The sequence below is a fragment of the Litorisediminicola beolgyonensis genome (assembly GCF_042679605.1).
GTDB classification, from domain to species: domain Bacteria; phylum Pseudomonadota; class Alphaproteobacteria; order Rhodobacterales; family Rhodobacteraceae; genus Litorisediminicola; species Litorisediminicola beolgyonensis.
This window is the reverse complement of sequence record NZ_JBHTMU010000008.1, coordinates 116528-137599: the sequence shown is the minus strand read 5'-3', so window position 1 is coordinate 137599 and position 21072 is coordinate 116528. Positions and strand designations below refer to the sequence as shown.

The following is a 21072-nucleotide window of genomic DNA, read 5'->3' as shown; positions in this document are numbered from 1 at the left end:
CGCTTGCGCCCCTGGGCTGGCTGACCGCGCGCGCCACGGCGGCGCGGGTGTCGAAGCCGGGGGCAGAGGTCGGCGTCCCCGTGATCTCGGTCGGCAATCTCAACGCCGGGGGCACCGGCAAGACCCCCACGGTGATCGCCCTGATCGATCGGCTGGCCGCGCGCGGGATCGCGGCGCATGTCGTCTCGCGGGGCTATGGCGGCTCGCTCCCGGGGCCGGTGCGGGTCGATCCGCGCCGCCACGACGCGACCGAGACCGGCGACGAGCCGCTCCTTCTTGCCGCCTTCGCGCCGACATGGGTGTCCCGCGACCGGGCAGAGGGCGCGCGCGAGGCCGCCCGGGCCGGGGCGCAGGCCATCCTCCTCGACGACGGGCACCAGAACCCGGCGCTGGCCAAGGACCTCTCCCTCGTCGTCGTGGACGCGGTGGCGGGGTTCGGAAACGGGCGCTGCCTTCCGGCGGGCCCGCTCAGGGAGCCCGTGGGCCCGGGGCTCGCACGCGCCGACCTGCTGCTCTCCATCGGGCCCGAGGAGGCGCAGCGCCAGTTCCGGGATCGCTGGTCCGAGGCCGTCGAGCTCCCGCACCTGACCGCGCGCCTCGCGCCGCTCAAGACCGGGATGCAGTGGCAGGGTTTCCGCGCCCTAGCCTTCGCGGGCATCGGCCACCCCGAGAAATTCTTCGCCACGCTCAAATCGCTCGGCGCCGAGATCCTGCGCGCCGAGGCGCTCGACGACCATCAGCCGTTCTCGGCGGCGCTGATGACGCGGCTCGAGCAGGAGGCGGCGCGCGAAAACGCCCAGCTCGTCACCACCGAGAAAGACGCCGTGCGCCTGCCGCCGGAGATGCGCCCCAAGGTGCTGACGCTGCCGGTGCGGTTGGAGATCGACGATCCCGCGCCGCTCGACGCCGCGCTGGATCGGATTTTCGGCTAGAGGTTACTCCGCCGCGATCGGCTGTTCGCGACGACCGATCGTGACCAGTTCGGCGACGATGCCGCGGAGGGTCCGGCGGAAGGCGTGGAAATTCGCATTGGGCTGGATCGTGCGCTCGTCCATGTAGATCGCGCGGTCGATCTCGACCTGCACGGCATGCTGGTTGCGCGACGGGCGGCCGTAATGCTGGGTGATATAGGCGCCCGCGAAAGGCGCGTTGCGGGCCACGGTCAGCCCCGCCTCGGTGAAGGCCCGTTCGATCCGGTCGATCACGTTGGACGACGCCGATGCGCCGAAGCGGTCTCCGATGACGATATCGGGCCGCCGCGCTCCGGCCCGGCCGGAGCTGGACACGGCCTCGTGCGGCATCGAGTGGCAATCGATCAGGATCGCCTCGCCGAAAAGTGCGTGCGCCTCGTTCAAGAGCCCCTGAAGCGCCGCATGGTAGGGATGCCAGTAGCCGGTCAGACGCCGCTCGACCTCGGATTGCGGGAGCTTGCCGCGATAGATCGCGCGGCCATTGGCGACGACGCGCGGCACCACGCCCAGGCCCGAGGCCACGCGCGGATTGTGACCGGCGCGGCGGATGCCCTCGATCAGCGCGGGGTCAAGCTCGTCCGAGGCGCGGTTCAGGTCGACGAAGGCGCGTGGCGCGCCCGCGGTCAGGAACGGCGCGCCGAGCGTCGGGGCGCAGTCGAAGAGCCGGTCCACGAACGCATCCTCCGACGACCGGATCGAGCGTTCGTCGAGCACGGTGTTGCGCAGGAAGGACCACGGATAATCCCGCCCGGAATGGGGCGAGGCGAACACCACGGACGTGGCGGTCGTTTCCGGCCGCAGAAGGTGATAGGCGGTTTTCGGCATTGGCCCTCCTGCGCGTAATCTAGTCCGATTTTCTTCCCGGCCAAAAGCCCTTGATCCTCCCAGCGACTCCTTTTATAGAGCGCTCCACCGGCGCGGGGCTTCCGCGCCCCATTTCGTTATGGGGTGCGAGCGGGGCTTCGAAAGATCGGGAAAACGGGCGGTTAGCTCAGCGGTAGAGCACTACGTTGACATCGTAGGGGTCACAAGTTCGAACCTTGTACCGCCCACCATGAATTCACCGTTCCGGACCTTGGTCCGGAACACCCGCAACCCAAAAGGCGCGTTGAGCGCCGCGACATGAGGAGAGGCCCCATGAAGGTCAGAAACTCGCTCCGCTCGCTCAAGAACCGCCATCGCGATTGCCGCGTGGTGCGCCGCAAGGGCCGAGTCTACGTCATCAACAAGACCCAGCGTCGCTTCAAGGCCCGCCAGGGCTGAAGCACCGGTCTGGTTCCAGGACACGGAAGAGCCGCCCCGAGGGGCGGCTCTTTTCGTTTCTGGATCGCCGGATGAGCGGGTCAGCAGCCGTAGCTGACCGACGCGCCCTCGGCCGATACGCTGTCCAGCGTCACGGAACAGCCGTCGGTGCCGGGCACCTCGAGCGACGCGCCGCTCTCCAGCGTCTCCACGATCACGCCGTTGACCGCGATGCGCGCGGTGCCGTTCTCTTCGGACATGCCGGACAGGAAGACCCGCGCGGCGCCTTCGCCGAGGATCGCGGTCTCACCCATGCGCAGGGCCGATCCGCCCTCGTCCGAGCTGCCCTCGCCGGAGCCGCCTTCAGCGGAACTGCCCTCGCCCGAGGAGCCACCCTCGATCGATGCCGCCTCGCCGGAGATCTCGCCCGAGCCGCCGCTGTCGCCGCAGCCGCCGGAGATCTGCGCGGAATTGCCCGACACGCCATCAAGCGTAACCGAGCAGGGCTCGCCCTCGACCTCGATCTCGTGGCTTTCGCCCGCCGCCAGCGTGACCAGGGCACCGTCGATTGCGAGCCGCGCGCTGCCGCCTTCGGAATCGACCCGCGAGACAAAGACGCGAATCGCGCCATCCGCGAAGGAGACGGTGCTGCCGGCGCGCGTGCCCTCGCCGCCGCCGCTGTTGCCGCCGCCGTTATCCATGCTGGCCGACGCCGATTCGGCGGGGGCCTCCGCCTCGCTGTCGCTGCCCGACGAGGACGCGCCGCCACCGCCGCCCTGCGCGATCTGCGACAGCTGGTCTCCGAGCGTGCCGAGCGCATCGGCAACCCCGGTCTGGCTTTCGGCGCTCGCCGACATCGCGCTCTGGACCTGGCTCGAAAGGGCCGCGATTTCCTCGGTCAGGGCCGAGATCGCGGCCGCGCTGCCATCGGGCTCGGAGGCTGCGGCGACCTGCTCGGACAGCCCGGAGAGCTGTTCTTCGAGCGCGCCCAAGCGGTCACTCAGGGCCGACGTGGCCTCGGAGGTCGGCGTCAGCTCCTCGGACAGGCGGTTTCCGATCTGTGACAGCGTAGGCGCGTCCGGCGCCCCGATCCAGCCGGCCGCGAATCCGACGAGCAGGGCGACCAGCCCCGTTCCAACAAGTTTCTGATCCAAATGTCCTCTCCCTTACAAACCGACCCGCAGCAGAGGGGCCCGTCCCAGAAGAACATATCGGGGGCGACAGGGGAAAGACGTTTCCGGTCGAACCGGGCGCGGGCTACTCGGTTTCGGTGACCACGCCGACGATCGGGCCAAGCCAGCGCCCGATATCCGAGCGTCCAAGCTCGGGCGCGTAGAGACGCGACACGTTGCCGTCGAGAAAGAGCGCCTGGTCGAGCCCGAGCCCGTCGCGGAAGAATCGCCCGAAGGCGTGGAAGGTCACCGGACGGTCGGAGATCGCGAAGATCGCGGTCTTGCTGTCCCCGGTCGTGCCCACGCCGTTGCGGATGTAGCGCGAGGTGCTGTCGGGCAGAAAGCGCGGATGCAACTCGCCGTCGATGACCAGCATCGGCCCGGACTGGGTGGCGAAGCGGCATTCCGGCCCCTCGTCGAGATAGCGCAGCGTCTCGATCACCCGCGCCTCGCCGTCCCCGAAACAGAAGACGCCATTGGGCAGAAGGCCGAAATTCCCGGGCCCGGGGTTCGGGATCGCCCGCATGACCTCCTGCCCGTCCTCGACGTAAAGCCCGACCGGAGCGCGATCCTCGTGATACATGCCCGCGTTCATCGCGAATCCGAGGCGCTTGCCCTCATGCGACAGAAGCGCGTCGATGCGGCTGAACTGCCCGTAGCGCTCGCCATCCTCGGCATCGAGAAAGAGCCGCAGGTCGTCGCGCTCCATGTCGACGCGGCAAATGGAATAGGGCGTGTCCTCGAACGTGACGCTCTCGCAGCCAAGCGCATGGGCCGGACGGGCCGCGGGCGACGCCCAGGCGGCCAGTGCCGACACCACCATTCCGAGGGCCACGCGCGCGCGCATCACTCTTCGAGATCGCGGCGGACGTTGTCCTGCGAAAAGAGCCGCCGCGTCTCGTCGAGACGGTCGAAGGTCTCGTCGAGGCGGAACCGCAGGTCGGGCGCGAATTTCAGCGTGAGGTTCTTGGAGACGAGCCGCCGCAGCTCGGTCTTGTTGCGCGCGAGGATCTGGACCACGTCCTCCTGACCCCGGCCACCGAGAGGCAGCACATAGGCGGTCGCGATCTTGAGATCCGGGGACACGGTCACCTCGCCCACGGTGATCGACATGCGCGTCAGGTCGGGGTCATGCACGTCGCCGCGCATCAGCACATCCGACAAGGTGCGCCGGATCAGCTCGCCGACGCGGAGCTGGCGCTGGGACGGGCCGGAACCCTCGGAAGAACGGTGCTTCGCCATGCTCCCCACCTAACCATCGCCCGTGGCTTTGCCAAGCGCCCCCGAGGGGCGTGAGCGGCTTTACCAAGGGGAGGGCGGCGGCGTATGAGGGCGCAGATGGGCAAGGAGAACGAGATGAGCGAACTGCCAGGCGTTGTGGTCACCGGAGTTTCGGGACGGATGGGGCAGATGCTCGTGAGCGAGATCGCCGCGGGCGGCAGGCTGCGCCTTGTCGGCGCGCTCGAGCGCGAGGGCCATGACTGGGTCGGTCACGACCTGGGCGAAGCCCTGGGCGGCGCCAAGTCCGGTGTCCTCGTCTCTAGCGACCCGCTCGAGGCCTTCGCCCGCGCCCAGGCGGTGATCGACTTCACCGCGCCCGAGGCCACGATCGCCTTCGCCGAGCTGGCCGCCCAGGCCCGCGCGGTGCATGTGATCGGCACCACTGGCTTCACCGAGGCGCAGATCGACCGCCTTGCGCCCGCCGCCCGCCATTCCGTGCAGATCCGGGCGGGCAACATGTCGCTCGGCGTCAATCTCCTGACCCAGCTCACCCGCAAGGTCGCCGAGGCGCTGGACGACGACTGGGATATCGAGATCGTTGAATCCCACCACCGCCACAAGGTCGATGCGCCCTCCGGCACCGCGCTGATGCTGGGCGAGGCCGCCGCCGAGGGGCGGGGCGTCACGCTGGCCGAGGTCTCGGACCGTGGGCGTGATGGCATCACCGGCGAGCGCAGCCGCGGCCATATCGGCTTTTCCGCGATCCGCGGCGGCGACATCGTGGGCGAGCATGACGTGCTCTTCGCCGCCACCGGCGAGCGCATTCGCCTGAGCCATATCGCCACCGACCGCGGCATCTTCGCGCGCGGCGCGCTCAAGGCCGCGCTCTGGGGGCAGGACAAGGCGCCGGGCGCCTATGACATGCTGGACGTTCTCGGCCTCTGACGCGCTCGCTCTGGCTCACATTCCCGTGAGGGCGGGAAACCTTTCCGGCAGACGTCAGCGTATATGAATTGGAGCCGTTCACGACCGGAGACGTCCATGCGCCTGTCGATTGCCCTTACCGCCCTGACCGCCGCCCTCGCCGCGGCCCAGCCTGCCCATGCCGAGCTTGCCCCGATCTCGGATCGGGCGCAGTTCGTCGAGTTGATCGCGGGAAAGACCCTGACCAGACCGCTCGTCTCGCTGACCGTCAGCCCCGAGGGCGGCATCAGCGGCAACGGCGCCGGTTGGGATGTCAGCGGCGAGTGGAGCTGGCAGGATGGCTATTTCTGCCGCAACCTGACTTGGGGCGGCGACCCTCTCGGCTATAATTGTCAGGCGGTGGCCTCCGATGGCAGCGAGATCCGCTTCACCTCGGATCGCGGCGCAGGCCGCTCGGCGGCCTTCACGCTGCGCTGAACGGGCGCGACCTAGAAGTCGATCGCCAGCCCCTTTTTTTCCCAATCCCCGTAGCGCACCGGCTCCGGCCCTTTGCGTCCGCCAAGCTCGACCGGCAACGGCTGCGCGTCCGCCTCGGCGGCGCGGCGGCGGTCCTCGGCCTCGGCCAGCGCGCGCTGCGCGGCGGGGGGCAGGTCTGTCTTGTCGCTCATAGGCTCTCGCTTTCCTTGCGCTCCTGGCGTTGATATACGCCGCGCTCGCCCCGGCTCAAGACCGGCGCGCTGAGAGAACAGGGACGGCAATGGCACGAGAACCGGACGCAAGACGGGCGGCGATAGAGCTTCTGGGCGCGGTGCTCGGCGAAGGCCGCAGGCTCAACGAGCTCTCCGCGACGCTCGCCGAGCTTCCGCCTGCAGACCGCGCCACGGCCCAGCGGCTGGCGCTGTCGGTCCTGCGCGAGATGGAACGCGCCGACGCGCTTCTCGCGCCCCACCTGCGCAAAGGCCCGCCGCTCAAGGTCAGAAACGTCCTGCGTCTCGGCACGGTGGAGCTGGCGCAGGGCGGAGCGCCGCATGGTGTCGTGAACGCCTGCGTCGATCTCGTCGCTGGAAACAAGCGCACCGCGGCGATGAAGGGGCTGGTGAACGCCGTCCTGCGCAAGATGGTCGAAGAGGCTCCCGCCCGCTGGGACAGTCTGCCTGTGCCGCGCTTGCCGCGCTGGCTGCGCCAGCCGCTGGTCTCGGCCTGGGGAAAGCCGCGCGTCGCGGCGATGGAGCGCGCCCATCTCGCGGGGGCGCCCGTTGACCTCACCGCCAAGGACGACCCCCAGGCGCTGGTCGACAGCGTGGATGGCACGCTTCTGCCCACGGGATCGGTGCGCCTGACCGGTCCGGCGCAGGTCAGCGCCCTGCCGGGCTATGACACGGGCGCCTTCTGGGTGCAGGACGCCGCCGCGGCGCTGCCGGTCAAGCTTCTGGGCGATGTCGCGGGGCTGTCGGTTCTGGACCTCTGCGCCGCCCCCGGCGGCAAGACGCTGCAACTGGCCGCAGGCGGCGCGCGCGTCACCGCGCTCGACCTCTCCGAGGCGCGGCTCGGACGGCTCCGCGAGAATCTCGAGCGCACCGGGCTTGCGGCCGAGATCGTCGCCGCGGATGCGCTGACCTGGGAGGGCGGGCCGTTCGATGCGGTGCTGCTCGACGCGCCCTGTTCGGCCACCGGCACCATCCGCCGCCACCCGGACCTGCCGCGCGCACAGGCGGGCGAGGGCATCTCGGAGCTGATCGAGCTGCAATCGCAGCTTCTGGATCGCGCGCTGCCGCTGGTCCGTCCCGGCGGGCGCGTCGTCTTCTGCACCTGCTCGCTCCTGCCCGACGAGGGCGAGGCGCAGATCGACGCCGCGCTAGAACGCCACCCGGGCCTCCGCGTCGTCCCGCTGGATCACGACTGGATCGAGGACGGCTGGCGCAGCAGCGAAGGCGGCCTCCGCCTCACGCCCGAGATCTGGCCCGAGCGCGGCGGCATGGACGGGTTCTACATGGCGGTTCTGGAGCGCGGCTGACCTCCGCCGCCGCGGGACGGGCAGGCGGCAACCGCCCGCCCGATCACCGTCACGCCTGAAGCGACTTCACCACCAGCTCGCCCTCGTCGCGGGCCTTGATCGCCTGCGCGGCGGCATGGGCCCCGGCGAGCGTGGTGAAATAGGGGATGCGGTCATAGAGCGCGACCGAGCGGATCTCGCGGCTGTCGGCCACGGCGGCGGCGCCTTCGGTGGTGTTCATCACCAGCTGGATGCCGCCATCCTTCATCGTGTCGACGATGTTCGGACGCCCCTCATAGACCTTCTTCACCACCTCGCAGGCGATGCCATGCTCTTCGAGGAACGCGGCGGTGCCGCTGGTGGCCACGATCCGGAAGCCCTGATCGGCGAGGATCTGCGCCGTCTCGGCCAGTTGCGGCACCTTGTCGTCGTCCTTGATCGACAGGAACACCGCGCCCGAGGAGGGCAGATGCGTGCCCGCGCCCATCTGCGCCTTGAGGAAGGCGCGCGGGAAGGAGCGGTCCCAGCCCATGACCTCGCCGGTCGAGCGCATCTCGGGGCCGAGGATCGTGTCGACGCCGGGGAAGCGGGCGAAGGGCAGCACGGCCTCCTTGACCGAGAACCACGGCATGTTCGGGTCGGCCAGCGTCAGCGGGTCGGCTAGCGGCAGGGTCGAGTCGTAGCCGGTATCCTCGGGGTAGCGCTCGCGCAGCGGGAAGGTCGAGAGCGGCTCGCCCGCCATGATCCGCGCCGCGATCGACGCGATGGCGCTGTCGGTGGCCTTGGCGACGAAGGGGACGGTGCGCGAGGCGCGCGGGTTCACTTCGATGAGGTAGATCTCGCCGTCCTTGACCGCGAACTGAACGTTCATCAGGCCGACGACGTTGAGCGCGCGAGCCAGCGCCTCGGTCTGGCGCTCGACCTCTTCGATGATGTCGCGCGGCAGCGAATAGGGCGGCAGCGAGCATGCGCTGTCGCCGGAATGGACGCCGGCCTCCTCGATATGCTGCATGATGCCCGCCACATGCACGGCCTCGCCGTCCGAGAGCGCGTCGACATCGAGCTCGGTCGCGCCGGAGAGGTAGCTGTCGAGAAGCACCGGGCTGTCGCCCGAGACCACCACCGCGTCGCGCATGTAGCGGTCGAGCTGCGCGGGCTCGCGCACGATCTCCATCGCGCGGCCGCCCAGAACGTAGGAGGGGCGGATCACCAGCGGATAGCCGATCTCGTCGGCGATGGCCTTGGCCTGAGCCTCGGTCGTGGCGATGCCGTTCCGGGGCTGCTTGAGGCCCAGGCGGTTCACCAGGTCCTGGAACCGCTCGCGGTCCTCGGCAAGGTCGATGGCGTCCGGCGTGGTCCCGAGGATCGGGATGCCCTCGGCCTCGAGCGCGCGCGCGAGCTTCAGGGGCGTCTGCCCGCCGAACTGGACGATGACGCCGTGCAGCGTGCCGTTCTCCTGCTCGATGCGCAGGATCTCCATCACGTGCTCGAAGGTCAGCGGTTCGAAATAGAGCCGGTCCGAGGTGTCGTAATCGGTCGAGACGGTCTCGGGGTTGCAGTTGACCATGATGGTCTCGTAGCCCGTATCCGTCAGCGCGAAGCAGGCGTGACAGCAGCAATAGTCGAACTCGATCCCCTGGCCGATCCGGTTCGGACCGCCGCCGAGGATGACGACCTTCTTCGCGCCCGAGGGACGCGCCTCGCATTCGACCTCGCCCATCATCGGGGCCTCGTAGGTCGAGTACATGTAGGGGGTCTGGGCCTCGAACTCCGCCGCGCAGGTGTCGATGCGCTTGAAGACCGCGACGACGCCCAGGTCGCGGCGCGCCTTGCGGACCTCGCGCTCGGTCGTGCCGGTCAGCGTGGCGAGACGGGCATCGGTGAAGCCCATCATCTTGAGCGCGCGCAGACCCTCTTCGGTCCGGGGCAGGCCGGTGTCGCGAATCTCGGCCTCGGCCTCGACGATCTCGCGGATGCGGGCCAGGAACCACGGGTCGAACATGGTGACGCCGTGGATGTCGTCATCCGAGAGCCCGTGCCGCATCGCCTGAGCGATGGTGCGCATCCGGTCGGGCGTCGCGACCGACAGCGCCTTGACGATGGCCGCCTTGTCGGGCGCCCCGGGGATCTCGACCTCGTCGAAGCCGGTGAGCCCGGTCTCCATCGATGCGAGCGCCTTCTGCAGCGACTCGTGGATGGTCCGGCCGATGGCCATCGCCTCGCCCACCGATTTCATCGCGGTGGTCAGAAGCGGCTCGGAGCCCGGGAACTTCTCGAAGGCGAAGCGCGGGATCTTGGTCACGACATAGTCGATGGTCGGCTCGAAGCTCGCGGGCGTCACCTTGGTGATGTCGTTGTCGAGCTCGTCGAGCGTGTAGCCGACCGCGAGCTTCGCGGCGATCTTGGCGATCGGGAAGCCCGTGGCCTTGGAGGCCAGCGCCGAGGACCGCGACACCCGCGGGTTCATCTCGATCACGACCATGCGGCCGTCCTCGGGGTTCACCGCCCATTGCACGTTCGAGCCGCCGGTCTCGACCCCGATCTCGCGCAGGACGGCGATCGAACCGTTGCGCATGATCTGGTATTCCTTGTCGGTCAACGTCAGCGCCGGGGCGACGGTGATCGAGTCGCCCGTATGCACGCCCATCGGGTCCACGTTCTCGATGGAGCAGACGATGATGGCGTTGTCGGCGGTGTCACGCACCACCTCCATCTCGTATTCCTTCCAGCCCAGAAGGCTCTCGTCGACGAGGATCTGGTTCACCGGCGAGGCATCCATGCCCGAGCGGCAGTAATACTCGTAATCCTCGCGGTTATAGGCGACGCCGCCGCCCGTGCCGCCGAGGGTAAAGGCAGGCCGGATGATCGCGGGCAGGCCGATCTCTTCCAACTCGGCCAGCGCCATGCGCACGCCTTCCTTGAGGTCGGGGCTGCCGTCGGGCTTCTTCGGCGCGGTGATGATGGTGGCCTTGGGGTTCTCGAGACCGATCCGGTCCATCGCCTCGCGGAAGAGCGCGCGGTCCTCGGCCATCTCGATGGCCTCGCGGCGGGCACCGATCATCTCGACGCCGAACTTGTCGAGAACGCCCATCTCCTCGAGCTTCAGCGCCGTGTTCAGACCGGTCTGACCGCCCATCGTCGGCAGAAGCGCGTCGGGGCGCTCCTTCTCGATGATCTTGGCCACGACCTCGGGGGTGATCGGCTCGATATAGGTGGCATCCGCCAGCCCGGGATCGGTCATGATCGTCGCGGGGTTCGAGTTCACCAGGATCACCCGGTAGCCCTCTTCGCGCAGCGCCTTGCAGGCCTGTGCGCCGGAATAGTCGAACTCGCAGGCCTGACCGATGATGATGGGTCCGGCGCCGATGATCATGATCGAGGAGATGTCGGTGCGTTTGGGCATAGCGGACCTCTGTGGCAGACGACGCCCGGCAGCAGCCTGACGGGGGCCAAATTGGCGTGACGTATAGCCAAGCGCCCCTTGGGTTCAACCCCCTCAATCCACCCCTGCCGAAAGGCCGCTGTCAGCCTCTCGCAAGATGTGTCAGTATTTTTTGACACCATAGTCCGTAAGGCTCCCTTTATCTGAGTCATAGGCTGCCGATATTGGACGTAGACCGGGTGCGCCTGTCCCCTCGTCGCGCACTGCTGCCCGCTCCTCCCCCCGGCGATACGGATCGTCGACCGGGTTCTGGGACATGACTGTGACATGAGATGTTGATGGACTCCGATACTGCATTCCTGCCCCCAAAGAGCACGCATGCGCTCGGGGCGCTGATGGTGGCGCCGTTCTGGACGGTGCTCGAGCAGCATGTCGGAGCCGCGGCCCGGGACGAGGCCTTCGCCTCGGTCGGGCTCGAGCTGATGCCCAGCGACAACGAGATGGTCCCCGAAGCCAAGGTGCTGGCGCTCCACGACTACATCCGCGAGGCCTGGCCGGGCGCCGACGTCCAGATGTTCGACGAGGCCGGACGGGTCGCCGCCGAGATGTTCGTCGTCTCCGCCGTCGCCCCCCAGGCGCGGCTTCTTCTTCAGAACATGCCGTTTTCCATGGCGGCCTGGCTTGTCGGCAAGTCCGTCCGCCTCAATGCCGCGCAATTCACCGGCTCGGGCCTCTTCGCGATCCAGACCACCAGCCGGCTGGCGATCTACAAGAACCCGCTGATCGGACCCCGGCAGCGGGGCGCGCGGACCTGCCTCTTCTACGCGGCCTTTTTCGAGCATCTCTTCCAGCGTCTGGCGCATCGGGATTTCATCTGCTCGGAGACCTCGTGCTGCGCCGACGATTCCGATCACTGCACCTTCCAGCTCAAGATGTGATCCCGCCCACCGGGCCGGACCGCGCCGCATCGGGACGAAACCCTGACCGCTCCCTTGACTTCCCGGGCCGGGAGGGGTGTATCGGCGCCTAGTTTTCCGGCACCGTCCAAGGGGTTTTTCACCGATGCATGCCTATCGCAGCCATACCTGCGCCGATCTCCGCAAGGAGCATGTGGGCGAGACCGTCCGCCTCGCCGGCTGGGTGCACCGGATCCGCGACCACGGCGGCGTGCTCTTCATCGACCTGCGCGACCATTACGGCGTGACGCAGGTGCTCTGCGATCCCGACAGCCCGGTCTTCGCCCAGGTCGAGAAGCTGCGCTCGGAATGGTGCGTGCGCATTGACGGCGTCGTGAAGGCCCGCGACGAGAGCCTCGTGAACGCCAAGCTGCCCACCGGCGAGATCGAGGTCTATATCCGCGACATGGACGTGCTCGGCGCCGCCGAGGAGCTGCCGCTCATCGTCTTCGGCGATCAGGAATACCCCGAGGAGACGCGCCTGCGCTATCGCTACCTCGACCTGCGCCGCGCCGAGATGCAGAAGAACATGACGCTGCGCTCCGATGTCGTGGCCTCGATCCGCAAGCGCATGTGGGCGCAGGATTTCCGCGAGTACCAGACGCCGATCATCACCGCGTCCTCGCCCGAAGGCGCGCGCGACTTCCTCGTGCCCTCGCGTCTTCATCCCGGCAAGTTCTACGCGCTGCCGCAGGCGCCACAGCAGTTCAAGCAGCTGATCATGGTGTCGGGCTTCGACAAGTATTTCCAGATCGCGCCCTGCTTCCGCGACGAGGACCCGCGCGCCGACCGCTCGCCCACCGATTTCTACCAGCTCGACCTGGAGATGAGCTTTGTCGAGCAGCAGGACGTGTTCGACACCGTCGCTCCGGTGATCGCGGGCGTCTTCGAGGAGTTCGGTGGAGGCCGCCGCGTCGACGCGCCCGGCGACTGGCCGCAGATCTCCTATGCCGATTCCGCGCTTTGGTACGGCACCGACAAGCCGGACCTGCGCAACCCGATCAAGATGCAGGACGTCTCCGAGCATTTCCGCGGCTCGGGCTTCGCGATCTTCGCCAAGCTTCTCGAGCACGAGGGCAACGAGATCCGCGCGATCCCCGCGCCCAAGGGCGGCAGCCGCAAGTTCTGCGACCGCATGAACGCCTTTGCCCAGAAAGAGGGCCTGCCCGGGATGGGCTACATCTTCTGGAGGCTTGCTGACTTGCCGCCTGAAGCCATGGAAAATATGGATCATCCCCTTAGAAAGATTCAGCGGGAGCAGTCTTTCGCGGGAGAAAGCGTATTCGAACGTGGAGAGATCCCTGCAAACAAATACTGGGAAGCCGCCGGTCCGCTCGCCAAGAACATCGGCCCCGAGCGGACCGAGGCGATCCGCCAGCAGCTGGACCTCGGCGTCGGCGATGCCGCGTTCTTCCTCGGCGGCAAGCCCGCGAGCTTCGAGCGGGTGGCGGGCAAGGCGCGCGACGTCATCGGCGCCGAGCTGGAGCTGACCGACACCGACCGTTTCGCCTTCGCCTGGATCGTCGATTTCCCGATGTACGAGGCCGACGAGGAAACGGGCGATATCGACTTCTCGCACAACCCCTTCTCGATGCCGCAGGGGGGTATGGATGCGCTCTCGGGCGATCCGCTCAAGGTGCTGGGCTACCAGTACGATCTCGCCTGCAACGGCTACGAGCTCGTGTCCGGCGCGATCCGGAACCACCGCCCCGAGATCATGTTCAAGGCGTTCGAGCTGGCGGGTTACGGCGAGGACGAGGTCCGCAAGCGCTTCGGCGGCATGGTCAACGCCTTCCGCTTCGGCGCGCCCCCGCACGGCGGCTGCGCCGCGGGCATCGACCGCATCGTGATGCTTCTCGCCGACGAGCAGAACATCCGCGAGGTCATCATGTTCCCGATGAACCAGCGCGCCGAGGACCTGATGATGGGCGCCCCGTCCGAGCCCGCCTCGGACCAGCTCATGGAGCTGCGCCTGCGGGTCATTCCGCCGGAGAACTGAGATGCTGGAGCGGTTGCGGGAAGCGGGCTACGACGTCCTCGCCCGCAACCATGCCGAAGCGATCCTGTCCTATGAATTTCCGGGGCAGCTGGACGAGCTGGTCTCGGCCCTGTCCGGCTTCCGGATCGCCATGGACGAGCTGATCGGAGGCGGTGGCGGCGAGAGCGGCCAGACCCAGCGCCTGCGCCACGCGCTTTCGGATATCGGCTGGCGCAAGCACAAGTTCCACGTCCAGACGATCGTCGACGGCATCGAGCGCGAGGGCGTCAGTCACGAGGTCGACCATGTCCGCTTAGCGGAACCGGGCACGCTGGCGCTCGAGATCGAGTGGAACAACAAGGATCCGTTCTTCGACCGCGATCTCGAGAACTTCCAGCGCCTGCATGCGCTTTCGGCGATCTCGGTCGGCGTGATCGTGACCCGAGGCGCCAGCCTGCAGGACGTGCTTCTGGACCGGGTGACGACGTGGCTGTCGCAAAACGGGCTGAACTCCGAGGACGATCTCGAACGGCTCGGGATCGGCGCGCGCACCGCCGCGCAGCGCCGAGCGGTCGCTGGGCAGGTCGCCCGAGGCATGCCCTTCGCCGACGCCTTCGCGCGCAAGTTCGTCGCCGACAAGTTCGGACAGGCCACGACCCATTGGAGCAAGCTCGACGACCGCGTGCGCCGCGGTGTCGGCAATCCCTGTCCGTTGCTCCTGATCGGATTGCCCGCGTCGGTCCTGACCGACTGAGCCCCTCGCGGCCTACTCGGCGGCGACCCCGGAATTATAGGCGTAGGTCTTCCAGGTCGGCTTGTAATCCGCATCCGCCTGGTTGCCCCAAACGGTCCAGTTCTCGCGGGTGCCGCGCCCGAAGAGCTCCAGATACGGACCCCAGGAGCAGCTCTCGATCAGCTCGTATTGCTCGTCGGGTTTGCGCGAATGCTCGCGCTTGCGGGTCTGGATCATGTTGACCTGCCGCCGGCCGGCCGCTTCGGTCCGGGCGTTCTTGCCGCGCACGCCGAAGAGCAGAAGCTCGGTCACGTTGCGGAAATAGAACCCGACGCCGCGCCCGTCCGAGCCGCCATCCTTGCGGACCTTGTGCCAGACGATGTTGGACTTGTACTCGAACCCCCAGGAGCGCAGCACCTCCAGCCCCTCGGGCAGAAGCGCGTTCGGCACCCAGAGATAGCAATGCGCGCGGTCGGCGAGGTGATCGGCCACCGGCAGCGCGCAGATCTCGGGAAGCGTCATGGTCGGATAGCGCGCGAGACGCTTGTGCTCGGGCGCGACCTTGCCGGTGCGGTTGGTAAAGCGCCAGGGCGGGTCGGCCATCACGCAGCCGAACCGGTCACCTTTCAGGAATCGCTCCAGGTCTTGTGCTGCGTCTTGCCCCATACCCCAGATACTGCTCCACCCTGCCAGAGATGTCATGCGAACATTGTGCGAACCTAGCAGTTAACATCCGGTAAGGGCAATCCGGCAAATCTCCGCCAGCGCCCGTCGCGACACGAAAATGTGGGCCGACACGCGCGCCGCACTAGGATAGCTCTTCCTCAGTCGCGTCTTGGGAACCTCCTGCATGATCTTCAGCCCGGAACTCGCCGAGATTCGCTTCGGCTGCGGCCTGTCCCCGGTCCGACCGGCACCCGCCTCGGTGGAGGCGATGCTGGCTGGCCTCTCCACGCCTGACCGGTCCGAAACGCCCAGGCTCTTCTCCGAACAGACCGCGCTGCTTTCAGACCTGAGGGACGCGGGCCGCCGCATCCGCAAGGCCGGCTCCGCCGAAGAGACCCGCGCCGCAAGGACGCACCGCCAGGGCTTGCTCAAGCAGGGTCGGCAGGACCAGGCCACCTGGCTGGGCCTCCGACTGATCCGTCGCGTCGAGACGCCCTGCGGCTTCCGCGAGCGGCTCGCTGCCTTCTGGGCCGATCACTTCACGGTTGCCGGGCGCACCGCCGTTCATCGAAGCGCGATCTCGCCCTATCTCGAAGAGGCGATGCGCCCCAATCTGACCGGCCCCTTCGCAACGCTTCTCGAGGCCGCCGTCCTGCACCCGGCGATGATGATCTATCTCGACCAAGTCCGCTCGGTCGGGCCGAACAGTCGCGCCGCGCGGGACAATCCGCGTCTCGCGGGTCTTAACGAGAACCTGGCGCGCGAAATCCTCGAGCTGCACACGCTGGGCGTCGATGGAGGCTACCGGCAGGACGATGTGCGCGCGCTGGCGATCCTTCTGACCGGGGCGTCTGTCGGCGACGCGTTCGAGTACCGCTTCATGCCGCGCCGGGCCGAACCGGGACCGGTCGTGCTCTTGGGGCGGCGGTTCGAACGGAACAAGCCCGAGGCGGATCTGCGCGCGGCGCTGCAATATCTCGCAGGGCACCCCGCGACGGCGGCGCATCTGGCGCGCAAGCTCGCGGTTCACTTTTTGGGCGACACGCCCGATCCCGACGCGGTTGCAGCGATGACCGCGGCGCTTCTGCGCCCCGACGCGCAGCTGCGAGACCTCTACGACGCCATGCTCACCCAGCCCGCGGCCTGGGACCCGCGCCCCGCCAATGTGAAACCGGCCTTCGACTTCCTGTCCTCGGCGCTCCGGGCGCTCGGGCCGGACGCGGTGGCGGGAACGGCTCCGGTCAAGTTGGGGCGGGGAGCGATCCGGGCGCTCGCCCTGATGGGCCACCGCTGGGAGGAGCCCGTGAGCCCCGCCGGACTGCCGGAAGAGGACGCCGTCTGGATCGCCCCGCAGGCGCTGGCCGCCCGGGTTCAGTGGGCGATGAGCGTGCCCAAGACGCTCATGCGCGACGCGCCGGACCCGCGCGACTTCGCCATCGCGGCGCTCGGCAGCCGCGCTTCGCCGCTCATCCGCTTCGCCGCCGCCGCCGCCGAGACCCGTTGGGACGGGGTCGGCGTCGTTCTGTCCTCACCCGCTTTCCAGAGGAGCTGAGCCATGGTCTCGCGCCCCGTCTCGCGCCGTATGTTCCTGGGCCAGACGCTCGGGATCGGCTGTTCGCTGGCCGCGAGCCCGCTTCTGACGCAGGTGAGCCTCGCGGGTGCGCCCGGCGACAACCGGCTGGTGGTCATCATTCTCAGGGGCGCAATGGACGGGCTCGATGCGCTGCGCCCGGTCGGCGACCCGGGCTACACGGCGCTGGGGCGCGGGGCTCTGGCCGCGGGCGGGACGCGCCTGGACGACCGCTTCACCCTGCATCCCCGTCTCGCGCCGCTGATGCCGCTCTGGGAGGCCGGGGCGTTCGGCGCGGCGCATGCGGTCTCGACCCCCTATCGCGACGGGCGCAGCCATTTCGACGGGCAGGACTTGTTGGAGGCGGGCGATCTGAGCCAGACCGGTGCGCGCGACGGCTGGCTGAACCGGCTTCTGACGCTCCTGCCGCAGGGCCCGACCGAAACCGCCTATGCGGTGGGCGACGACGCGCTGAAGCTGCTCGACGGCGCCGCCCCGGTCCTGCGCTGGGCACCCGAGGCCGATCTCGCGCTCAGCCCGCAGGCGGTCAGCCTGACCGAGCTCGTCATGCAGGAGGACCCACGCTTCGCAGCGAGCTTCGCGCAGGCATTGCGCATCGCGGGCGGCGACGGCGACCCGGTTGAGGTCGCCGATCAGGCGGCGATGCGGGCGGCGCTCGGCTCCGATCAGAAGGGTGGGCGGGGACCCAACTCGGCGGTCCGTGCCATTGCCGAGTTCGTGGCCGCGCGCCTGCGCGAGGAGAGCCGGATCGCGGCCTTCTCGATCAACGGGTGGGACAGCCATGACCGGCAGGATGCGACGCTCGGGCGGGCGCTTGACCGGTTGTCCGAGGCGATCCTGACGCTGCGCGACGGTCTCGGCCCCGAATGGGAGCGCACCGCCGTGCTGGCGATGACCGAGTTCGGGCGCACGGCGCGGCTCAATGGGACGAATGGCACCGATCACGGCACGGGCGGTGCGATGTTCCTGGCCGGGGGCGCGCTGGCCGGAGGCCGGATCGTGACCGACTGGCCGGGTCTCTCGGAAGAGGCGCTCTACGACCGGCGCGACCTGATGCCGACCCGCGACGTGCGCGCCCATGCGGGCTGGGTGCTGCGGGGGCTCTTCGGGATCGGGGCGTCGGACCTGGAGCGCGTCGTGTTTCCGGGGCTCGATCTCGGCGCAGATCCCGGCTGGATCGCCTGATCCTCTCGGGTGCTTGAGTCGGCTCCGCTCGCCACGCGACCTTCGGAAGAGTGACCCCGCGACGGCCCCAAGAGCCAAGGACGCGCAGGGTCAGATCGCGATCCGCTCCGTCAGGCGTTCCGCCAGAAGGTGCCGCAGCCGCGCCACCGGCGGACCGAGCGCCGTATCCTCGGCGCTGCGCGCGACACCCGACAGGAAGCGGGCGACATAATCCACCTCCGCGCCCTCGGGCAGCGGATCGAGAAGATCGGCGGCATGGGCGAGATCGTCGCGATAGGCGACCGGGTCCGGCGCGATCTCGACCGTCTCCACGCTGCGCGGGCCGTTCGGGCGGCGGTCGGGCGGCAGTTCGGCCAGGATCGCGTTCTGAAACGCGGCGAGCGACGCCAGCGGCTTGGCAAGAAACCCGTCCGCGCCGGCGGCGATGGCGACCTTCTCGGCGAAGGGATCGCCGCTGGTGGCGAGGATGACCGAGACACGGGGAGAGGCGATGCGCATTTCCGACAGGAGATCCGCGCCCGACCCGTCGGGAAGCCCCATATCGACGATCACCGCCGAGGGGCGATAGACGGCGAGGTGCCGCCGCGCCGAGGCCAGGCAATCGGCGCGCCTTATGCGCGCGCCCGAGCGGATGCACATCAGCTGCATCGCGTCGCAGGCATAGCGGCTGTCCTCGACCACGAGCACCGTCAGGCCCAGAAGCGGACGCGCCATGGTCGGTCGGCACATGTCTCCGAAAAAGTCCTGATCCATCCGCGCCTCCATCTTCGCTGGTCCGATTCGGAGTGTGGCAAAGCGGGGATAACGATCCCTTAATGCGACCCTTCGCGCCCTTGCGCTCGGGTTTGGGCGCGGGCGATAAGCGCGCCGACATGCCGCAACGGAGAGCCCAGACATGATCGGTCGCCTGAACCACGTCGCCATTGCCGTCCCCGATCTCGAGGTCGCCGCCGAGCAGTATCGCTCGGCCCTGGGCGCCCAGGTCGGCGCGCCGCAGGACGAGCCCGATCACGGCGTCACGGTGATCTTCATCGAGCTGCCGAACACCAAGATCGAGCTTCTTTATCCGCTGGGCGAGAACAGTCCGATCCAGGGCTTTCTCGACAAGAACCCCTCGGGCGGCATCCATCATGTCTGCTACGAGGTCGAGGATATCCTTGCCGCGCGCGATCACCTCAAGGCCACCGGCGCGCGGGTGCTGGGCTCGGGCGAGCCGAAGATCGGCGCGCATGGCAAGCCGGTCCTGTTCCTGCATCCCAAGGATTTCAACGGCTGCCTGGTGGAACTCGAGCAGGTCTGAGCTTATCTGCGCCGCGACTTACAGGGAGACCCTCCATGTCGATCACCTCTGCGCTCGTGCTCTATGCCGTGCTCTGGTTCCTCACCTTCCTGGTGGTGATCCCGATCCGGCTCCGGACACAGGGAGACATGGGCGAGGTGGTGCCCGGCACCCATGCGAGCTCGCCCGAGATCCACAATCTGCGGACCAAGGCCTGGATCACCACCGGGGTGAGCTTCGTGCTCTGGGCGATCATCGCGAGCGTGATCGTCTTCGGGATCGTGACCGTCGAGGATATCGACATGTTCAACCGGTACCGTCCCGGCGGCTGAGCATGTGGTAGAGATGGGTGAAGGTGGCGGCTCCGAGGATCGGCACCAGGAGGTTCAGGAGCGGCACTGACAGCGGCACCGCCATCACGACGCCCCCCGCCCAGATCGTGCCCAGGTGACGCCGCCGCAGGCGCCGCGCGCCCTCGCGTCCGACCCGGCGCATGGCGGCCAGGGTGAAGTATTCCCGCCCGAGAAGGAAGCCGTTCAGACCCCAGAAGATCAGCGGTGCGATGGGCGCGAAGACGAGGTAGAGGATCAGCGCCACGATATTGGCGCCGATCAGGACGCCCAGGAACCCCAGCGTGTCGCGGAGCGCGTCCCAGAACGGGATGCGGCCCGGTGCGGCCAGCTCGGGGTAATGGCGGTCCTCGACCGCGCGGGCCACGTCTTCGAGAAAGAGCGAGGTCATCGCCGAGGCGACCGGGATCATCAGGAAGACCGACATCCCCAGCATCAGGAGGATCGAGCCCCAGCTCATCAGCTCGTCGACGAAGGTGACCTCGCCCCAGAAGGGCAGGGTGACGCTCTCGGGCGCGACCAGCCCGACGAGCCAGAGCGTGGCGGTGTAGAAGGCCGCGAGCACGGCAACGGTGAGCGCGAGCCCGGTCAGGAGCACGCGGCGGAAGCGCGGATCGCCCATCTGGCCGAGCGCGCGGGTGACGGCCGAGAAAATCACGCGTCGCGCCAGGTAACGATAGCTCCGAGATCGGGGCGCGGGCGCTCGGGCGGCGCGCTGGTCTCGGTGCCGATATGGATGAAGCCCGCGACGCGCTCGTTCGCGTCGAGACCGAGCATGCCGCTGGCGACGCCCCGGTCATGCGCGGGCCAGCCGGTGAGCCAGTTGGCGCCCCAACCGGAGGCAAGCGCGGCGTTGACGAGCGCGAGGCAGACCGCGCCGGCGGAATAGGTCTGCTCGATCGGCGGCACCTTCGGGCTTTCGCGCTGGACCTCGATCACCGCGACGCAGAGCGGGCTGTCGGCGAACTGCTTGCGGCCCTTATCGGTCTGCTCGGGATCGAGGCCGAGCTGGCCTGCGCGGGTGACGACCTCGTCGGCGAGGGTGGCGAGCGCGGGGCGGCCGAGAACGACGAAGCGCCAGGGTTCGAGCTTGCCGTGATCGGGCGAGCGGGCGGCGGCGGTGAGGAGCGTCTCGAGCTCGGGGCGCGCGGGCGCGGGGCCGGTCAGCGTCTTAGCCGGGCGCGATCGGCGGGTGAGGAGAAACGCGAGGGCATCGGGGTTGGCGGCGGGCATGGGCGCTCCTCTGTGAACTGCCCTCTATCTCTGCGCTTCGGTCGCGATGTTCAACCGGAGAGGCTTGCGTTGGATGGAGAGGATCATGTCGCTTGACGCAGGCACCGGATCGCGAGACCGGTGTCCCGGTGTCCCGGTGTCCCGGTGTCCCGGTGTCCCGGTGTCCCGGTGTCCCGGTGTCCCGGTGTCCCGGTGT

Annotated in this window: 22 protein-coding genes and 1 tRNA gene; 13 read left to right on the top strand and 10 right to left on the bottom strand. The window is 68.5% G+C overall.

All coding sequences use genetic code 11. From position 1 onward, the window contains the following. A partial coding sequence (gene lpxK, locus ACFQ4E_RS06935) for a tetraacyldisaccharide 4'-kinase (protein ID WP_386802207.1) occupies positions 1-932 on the top strand: 932 nt, incomplete at its 5' end. A 3-nt stretch (positions 933-935) separates the two neighbouring features. On the opposite strand, the gene ACFQ4E_RS06930 is transcribed toward lpxK, so the two are convergent. Further along, on the bottom strand, positions 936-1796 hold the full coding sequence (locus ACFQ4E_RS06930) for an N-formylglutamate amidohydrolase (protein ID WP_386802206.1): 861 nt from the start codon (positions 1794-1796) through the stop codon (positions 936-938). A gap of 155 nt (positions 1797-1951) precedes the next feature. Here ACFQ4E_RS06930 and ACFQ4E_RS06925 point away from each other — a divergent pair. Both ACFQ4E_RS06925 and ykgO read left to right on the top strand, forming a co-directional pair. Beyond that, a tRNA-Val gene (locus ACFQ4E_RS06925) sits at positions 1952-2026 on the top strand. A gap of 82 nt (positions 2027-2108) precedes the next feature. Continuing rightward, positions 2109-2234: a type B 50S ribosomal protein L36 gene (gene ykgO, locus ACFQ4E_RS06920; protein WP_005850168.1), complete on the top strand. Its 126-nt coding sequence runs from the start codon at positions 2109-2111 to the stop codon at positions 2232-2234. Positions 2235-2314: 80 nt separating this feature from the next. On the opposite strand, the gene ACFQ4E_RS06915 is transcribed toward ykgO, so the two are convergent. The 3 genes from ACFQ4E_RS06915 to rbfA form a co-directional block, all read right to left on the bottom strand. Next, complete coding sequence (locus ACFQ4E_RS06915) at positions 2315-3367, bottom strand: hypothetical protein (RefSeq protein WP_386802205.1); 1053 nt, start codon at positions 3365-3367, stop codon at positions 2315-2317. A 103-nt stretch (positions 3368-3470) separates the two neighbouring features. Further along, positions 3471-4208 carry a phosphodiester glycosidase family protein gene (locus ACFQ4E_RS06910; RefSeq protein WP_386802214.1) on the bottom strand — a complete coding sequence of 246 codons (738 nt, stop codon included), beginning with the start codon at positions 4206-4208 and terminating at the stop codon, positions 3471-3473. Positions 4209-4231: 23 nt separating this feature from the next. Beyond that, the gene (gene rbfA, locus ACFQ4E_RS06905) at positions 4232-4627 is read right to left on the bottom strand and encodes a 30S ribosome-binding factor RbfA (protein ID WP_386802204.1); all 396 of its coding nucleotides are present in this window, start codon (positions 4625-4627) and stop codon (positions 4232-4234) included. A gap of 114 nt (positions 4628-4741) precedes the next feature. Between rbfA and dapB the strand changes: the two genes are divergently transcribed. Then, the gene (dapB, locus tag ACFQ4E_RS06900) at positions 4742-5551 is read left to right on the top strand and encodes a 4-hydroxy-tetrahydrodipicolinate reductase (protein ID WP_386802203.1); all 810 of its coding nucleotides are present in this window, start codon (positions 4742-4744) and stop codon (positions 5549-5551) included. A 96-nt stretch (positions 5552-5647) separates the two neighbouring features. Then, complete coding sequence (locus ACFQ4E_RS06895) at positions 5648-6007, top strand: dihydrodipicolinate reductase (protein ID WP_386802202.1); 360 nt, start codon at positions 5648-5650, stop codon at positions 6005-6007. A gap of 11 nt (positions 6008-6018) precedes the next feature. Here ACFQ4E_RS06895 and ACFQ4E_RS06890 read toward each other — a convergent pair whose 3' ends face one another. Continuing rightward, positions 6019-6198, bottom strand: a complete 180-nt coding sequence (locus ACFQ4E_RS06890; RefSeq protein WP_386802201.1) for a DUF1674 domain-containing protein — start codon at positions 6196-6198, stop codon at positions 6019-6021. Between the two features lie 89 nt (positions 6199-6287). Here ACFQ4E_RS06890 and ACFQ4E_RS06885 point away from each other — a divergent pair, with 89 nt between their 5' ends. After that, a complete protein-coding gene (locus ACFQ4E_RS06885; protein WP_386802200.1) occupies positions 6288-7544 on the top strand; it encodes an RsmB/NOP family class I SAM-dependent RNA methyltransferase in 1257 nt (418 codons plus the stop codon). A 49-nt stretch (positions 7545-7593) separates the two neighbouring features. Here ACFQ4E_RS06885 and carB read toward each other — a convergent pair whose 3' ends face one another. After that, positions 7594-10926 (bottom strand): carbamoyl-phosphate synthase large subunit, encoded by a 3333-nt coding sequence (gene carB / locus ACFQ4E_RS06880; RefSeq protein ID WP_386802199.1) that lies wholly within the window; start codon positions 10924-10926, stop codon positions 7594-7596. A 317-nt stretch (positions 10927-11243) separates the two neighbouring features. On the opposite strand from carB, the gene ACFQ4E_RS06875 reads away from it, so the two are divergent. From ACFQ4E_RS06875 to ACFQ4E_RS06865, 3 genes are all read left to right on the top strand, one after another. Then, positions 11244-11843: a V4R domain-containing protein gene (locus ACFQ4E_RS06875; protein ID WP_386802198.1), complete on the top strand. Its 600-nt coding sequence runs from the start codon at positions 11244-11246 to the stop codon at positions 11841-11843. 124 nt (positions 11844-11967) lie between these two features. Then, positions 11968-13860, top strand: coding sequence for an aspartate--tRNA ligase (gene aspS / locus ACFQ4E_RS06870; protein ID WP_386802197.1), 1893 nt, complete (start codon positions 11968-11970; stop codon positions 13858-13860). Position 13861: 1 nt separating this feature from the next. Next, the gene (locus ACFQ4E_RS06865; RefSeq protein WP_386802196.1) at positions 13862-14593 is read left to right on the top strand and encodes a BglII/BstYI family type II restriction endonuclease; all 732 of its coding nucleotides are present in this window, start codon (positions 13862-13864) and stop codon (positions 14591-14593) included. A gap of 12 nt (positions 14594-14605) precedes the next feature. Here ACFQ4E_RS06865 and ACFQ4E_RS06860 read toward each other — a convergent pair whose 3' ends face one another. Next, positions 14606-15238 carry an MT-A70 family methyltransferase gene (locus ACFQ4E_RS06860; RefSeq protein ID WP_386802195.1) on the bottom strand — a complete coding sequence of 211 codons (633 nt, stop codon included), beginning with the start codon at positions 15236-15238 and terminating at the stop codon, positions 14606-14608. A 184-nt stretch (positions 15239-15422) separates the two neighbouring features. On the opposite strand from ACFQ4E_RS06860, the gene ACFQ4E_RS06855 reads away from it, so the two are divergent. Further along, the gene (locus tag ACFQ4E_RS06855) at positions 15423-16790 is read left to right on the top strand and encodes a DUF1800 domain-containing protein (protein WP_386802194.1); all 1368 of its coding nucleotides are present in this window, start codon (positions 15423-15425) and stop codon (positions 16788-16790) included. Positions 16791-16793: 3 nt separating this feature from the next. Then, a complete protein-coding gene (locus tag ACFQ4E_RS06850) occupies positions 16794-18014 on the top strand; it encodes a DUF1501 domain-containing protein (RefSeq protein ID WP_386802193.1) in 1221 nt (406 codons plus the stop codon). Between the two features lie 90 nt (positions 18015-18104). Here the strand turns inward: ACFQ4E_RS06850 and ACFQ4E_RS06845 are convergent, their stop codons facing one another. Further along, positions 18105-18767, bottom strand: coding sequence for a response regulator (locus ACFQ4E_RS06845; protein WP_386802192.1), 663 nt, complete (start codon positions 18765-18767; stop codon positions 18105-18107). A gap of 142 nt (positions 18768-18909) precedes the next feature. On the opposite strand from ACFQ4E_RS06845, the gene mce reads away from it, so the two are divergent. Beyond that, entirely contained in the window at positions 18910-19314 is a 405-nt protein-coding gene (mce, locus tag ACFQ4E_RS06840; RefSeq protein ID WP_386802191.1) for a methylmalonyl-CoA epimerase, read from the top strand. Between the two features lie 35 nt (positions 19315-19349). Next, the gene (locus ACFQ4E_RS06835) at positions 19350-19625 is read left to right on the top strand and encodes a DUF1467 family protein (protein ID WP_386802190.1); all 276 of its coding nucleotides are present in this window, start codon (positions 19350-19352) and stop codon (positions 19623-19625) included. On the opposite strand, the gene ACFQ4E_RS06830 is transcribed toward ACFQ4E_RS06835, so the two are convergent. Together ACFQ4E_RS06830 and ACFQ4E_RS06825 are read right to left on the bottom strand one after the other, a co-directional pair. Next, positions 19600-20301 carry an EI24 domain-containing protein gene (locus ACFQ4E_RS06830; protein WP_386802189.1) on the bottom strand — a complete coding sequence of 234 codons (702 nt, stop codon included), beginning with the start codon at positions 20299-20301 and terminating at the stop codon, positions 19600-19602. The two genes, ACFQ4E_RS06835 and ACFQ4E_RS06830, sit on opposite strands and share 26 nt — an antisense overlap. After that, positions 20298-20876 (bottom strand): nitroreductase family protein, encoded by a 579-nt coding sequence (locus ACFQ4E_RS06825; protein ID WP_386802188.1) that lies wholly within the window; start codon positions 20874-20876, stop codon positions 20298-20300. Before ACFQ4E_RS06825 ends, ACFQ4E_RS06830 begins: the two co-directional genes overlap by 4 nt. Between the last annotated feature and the right edge of the window lie 196 nt (positions 20877-21072).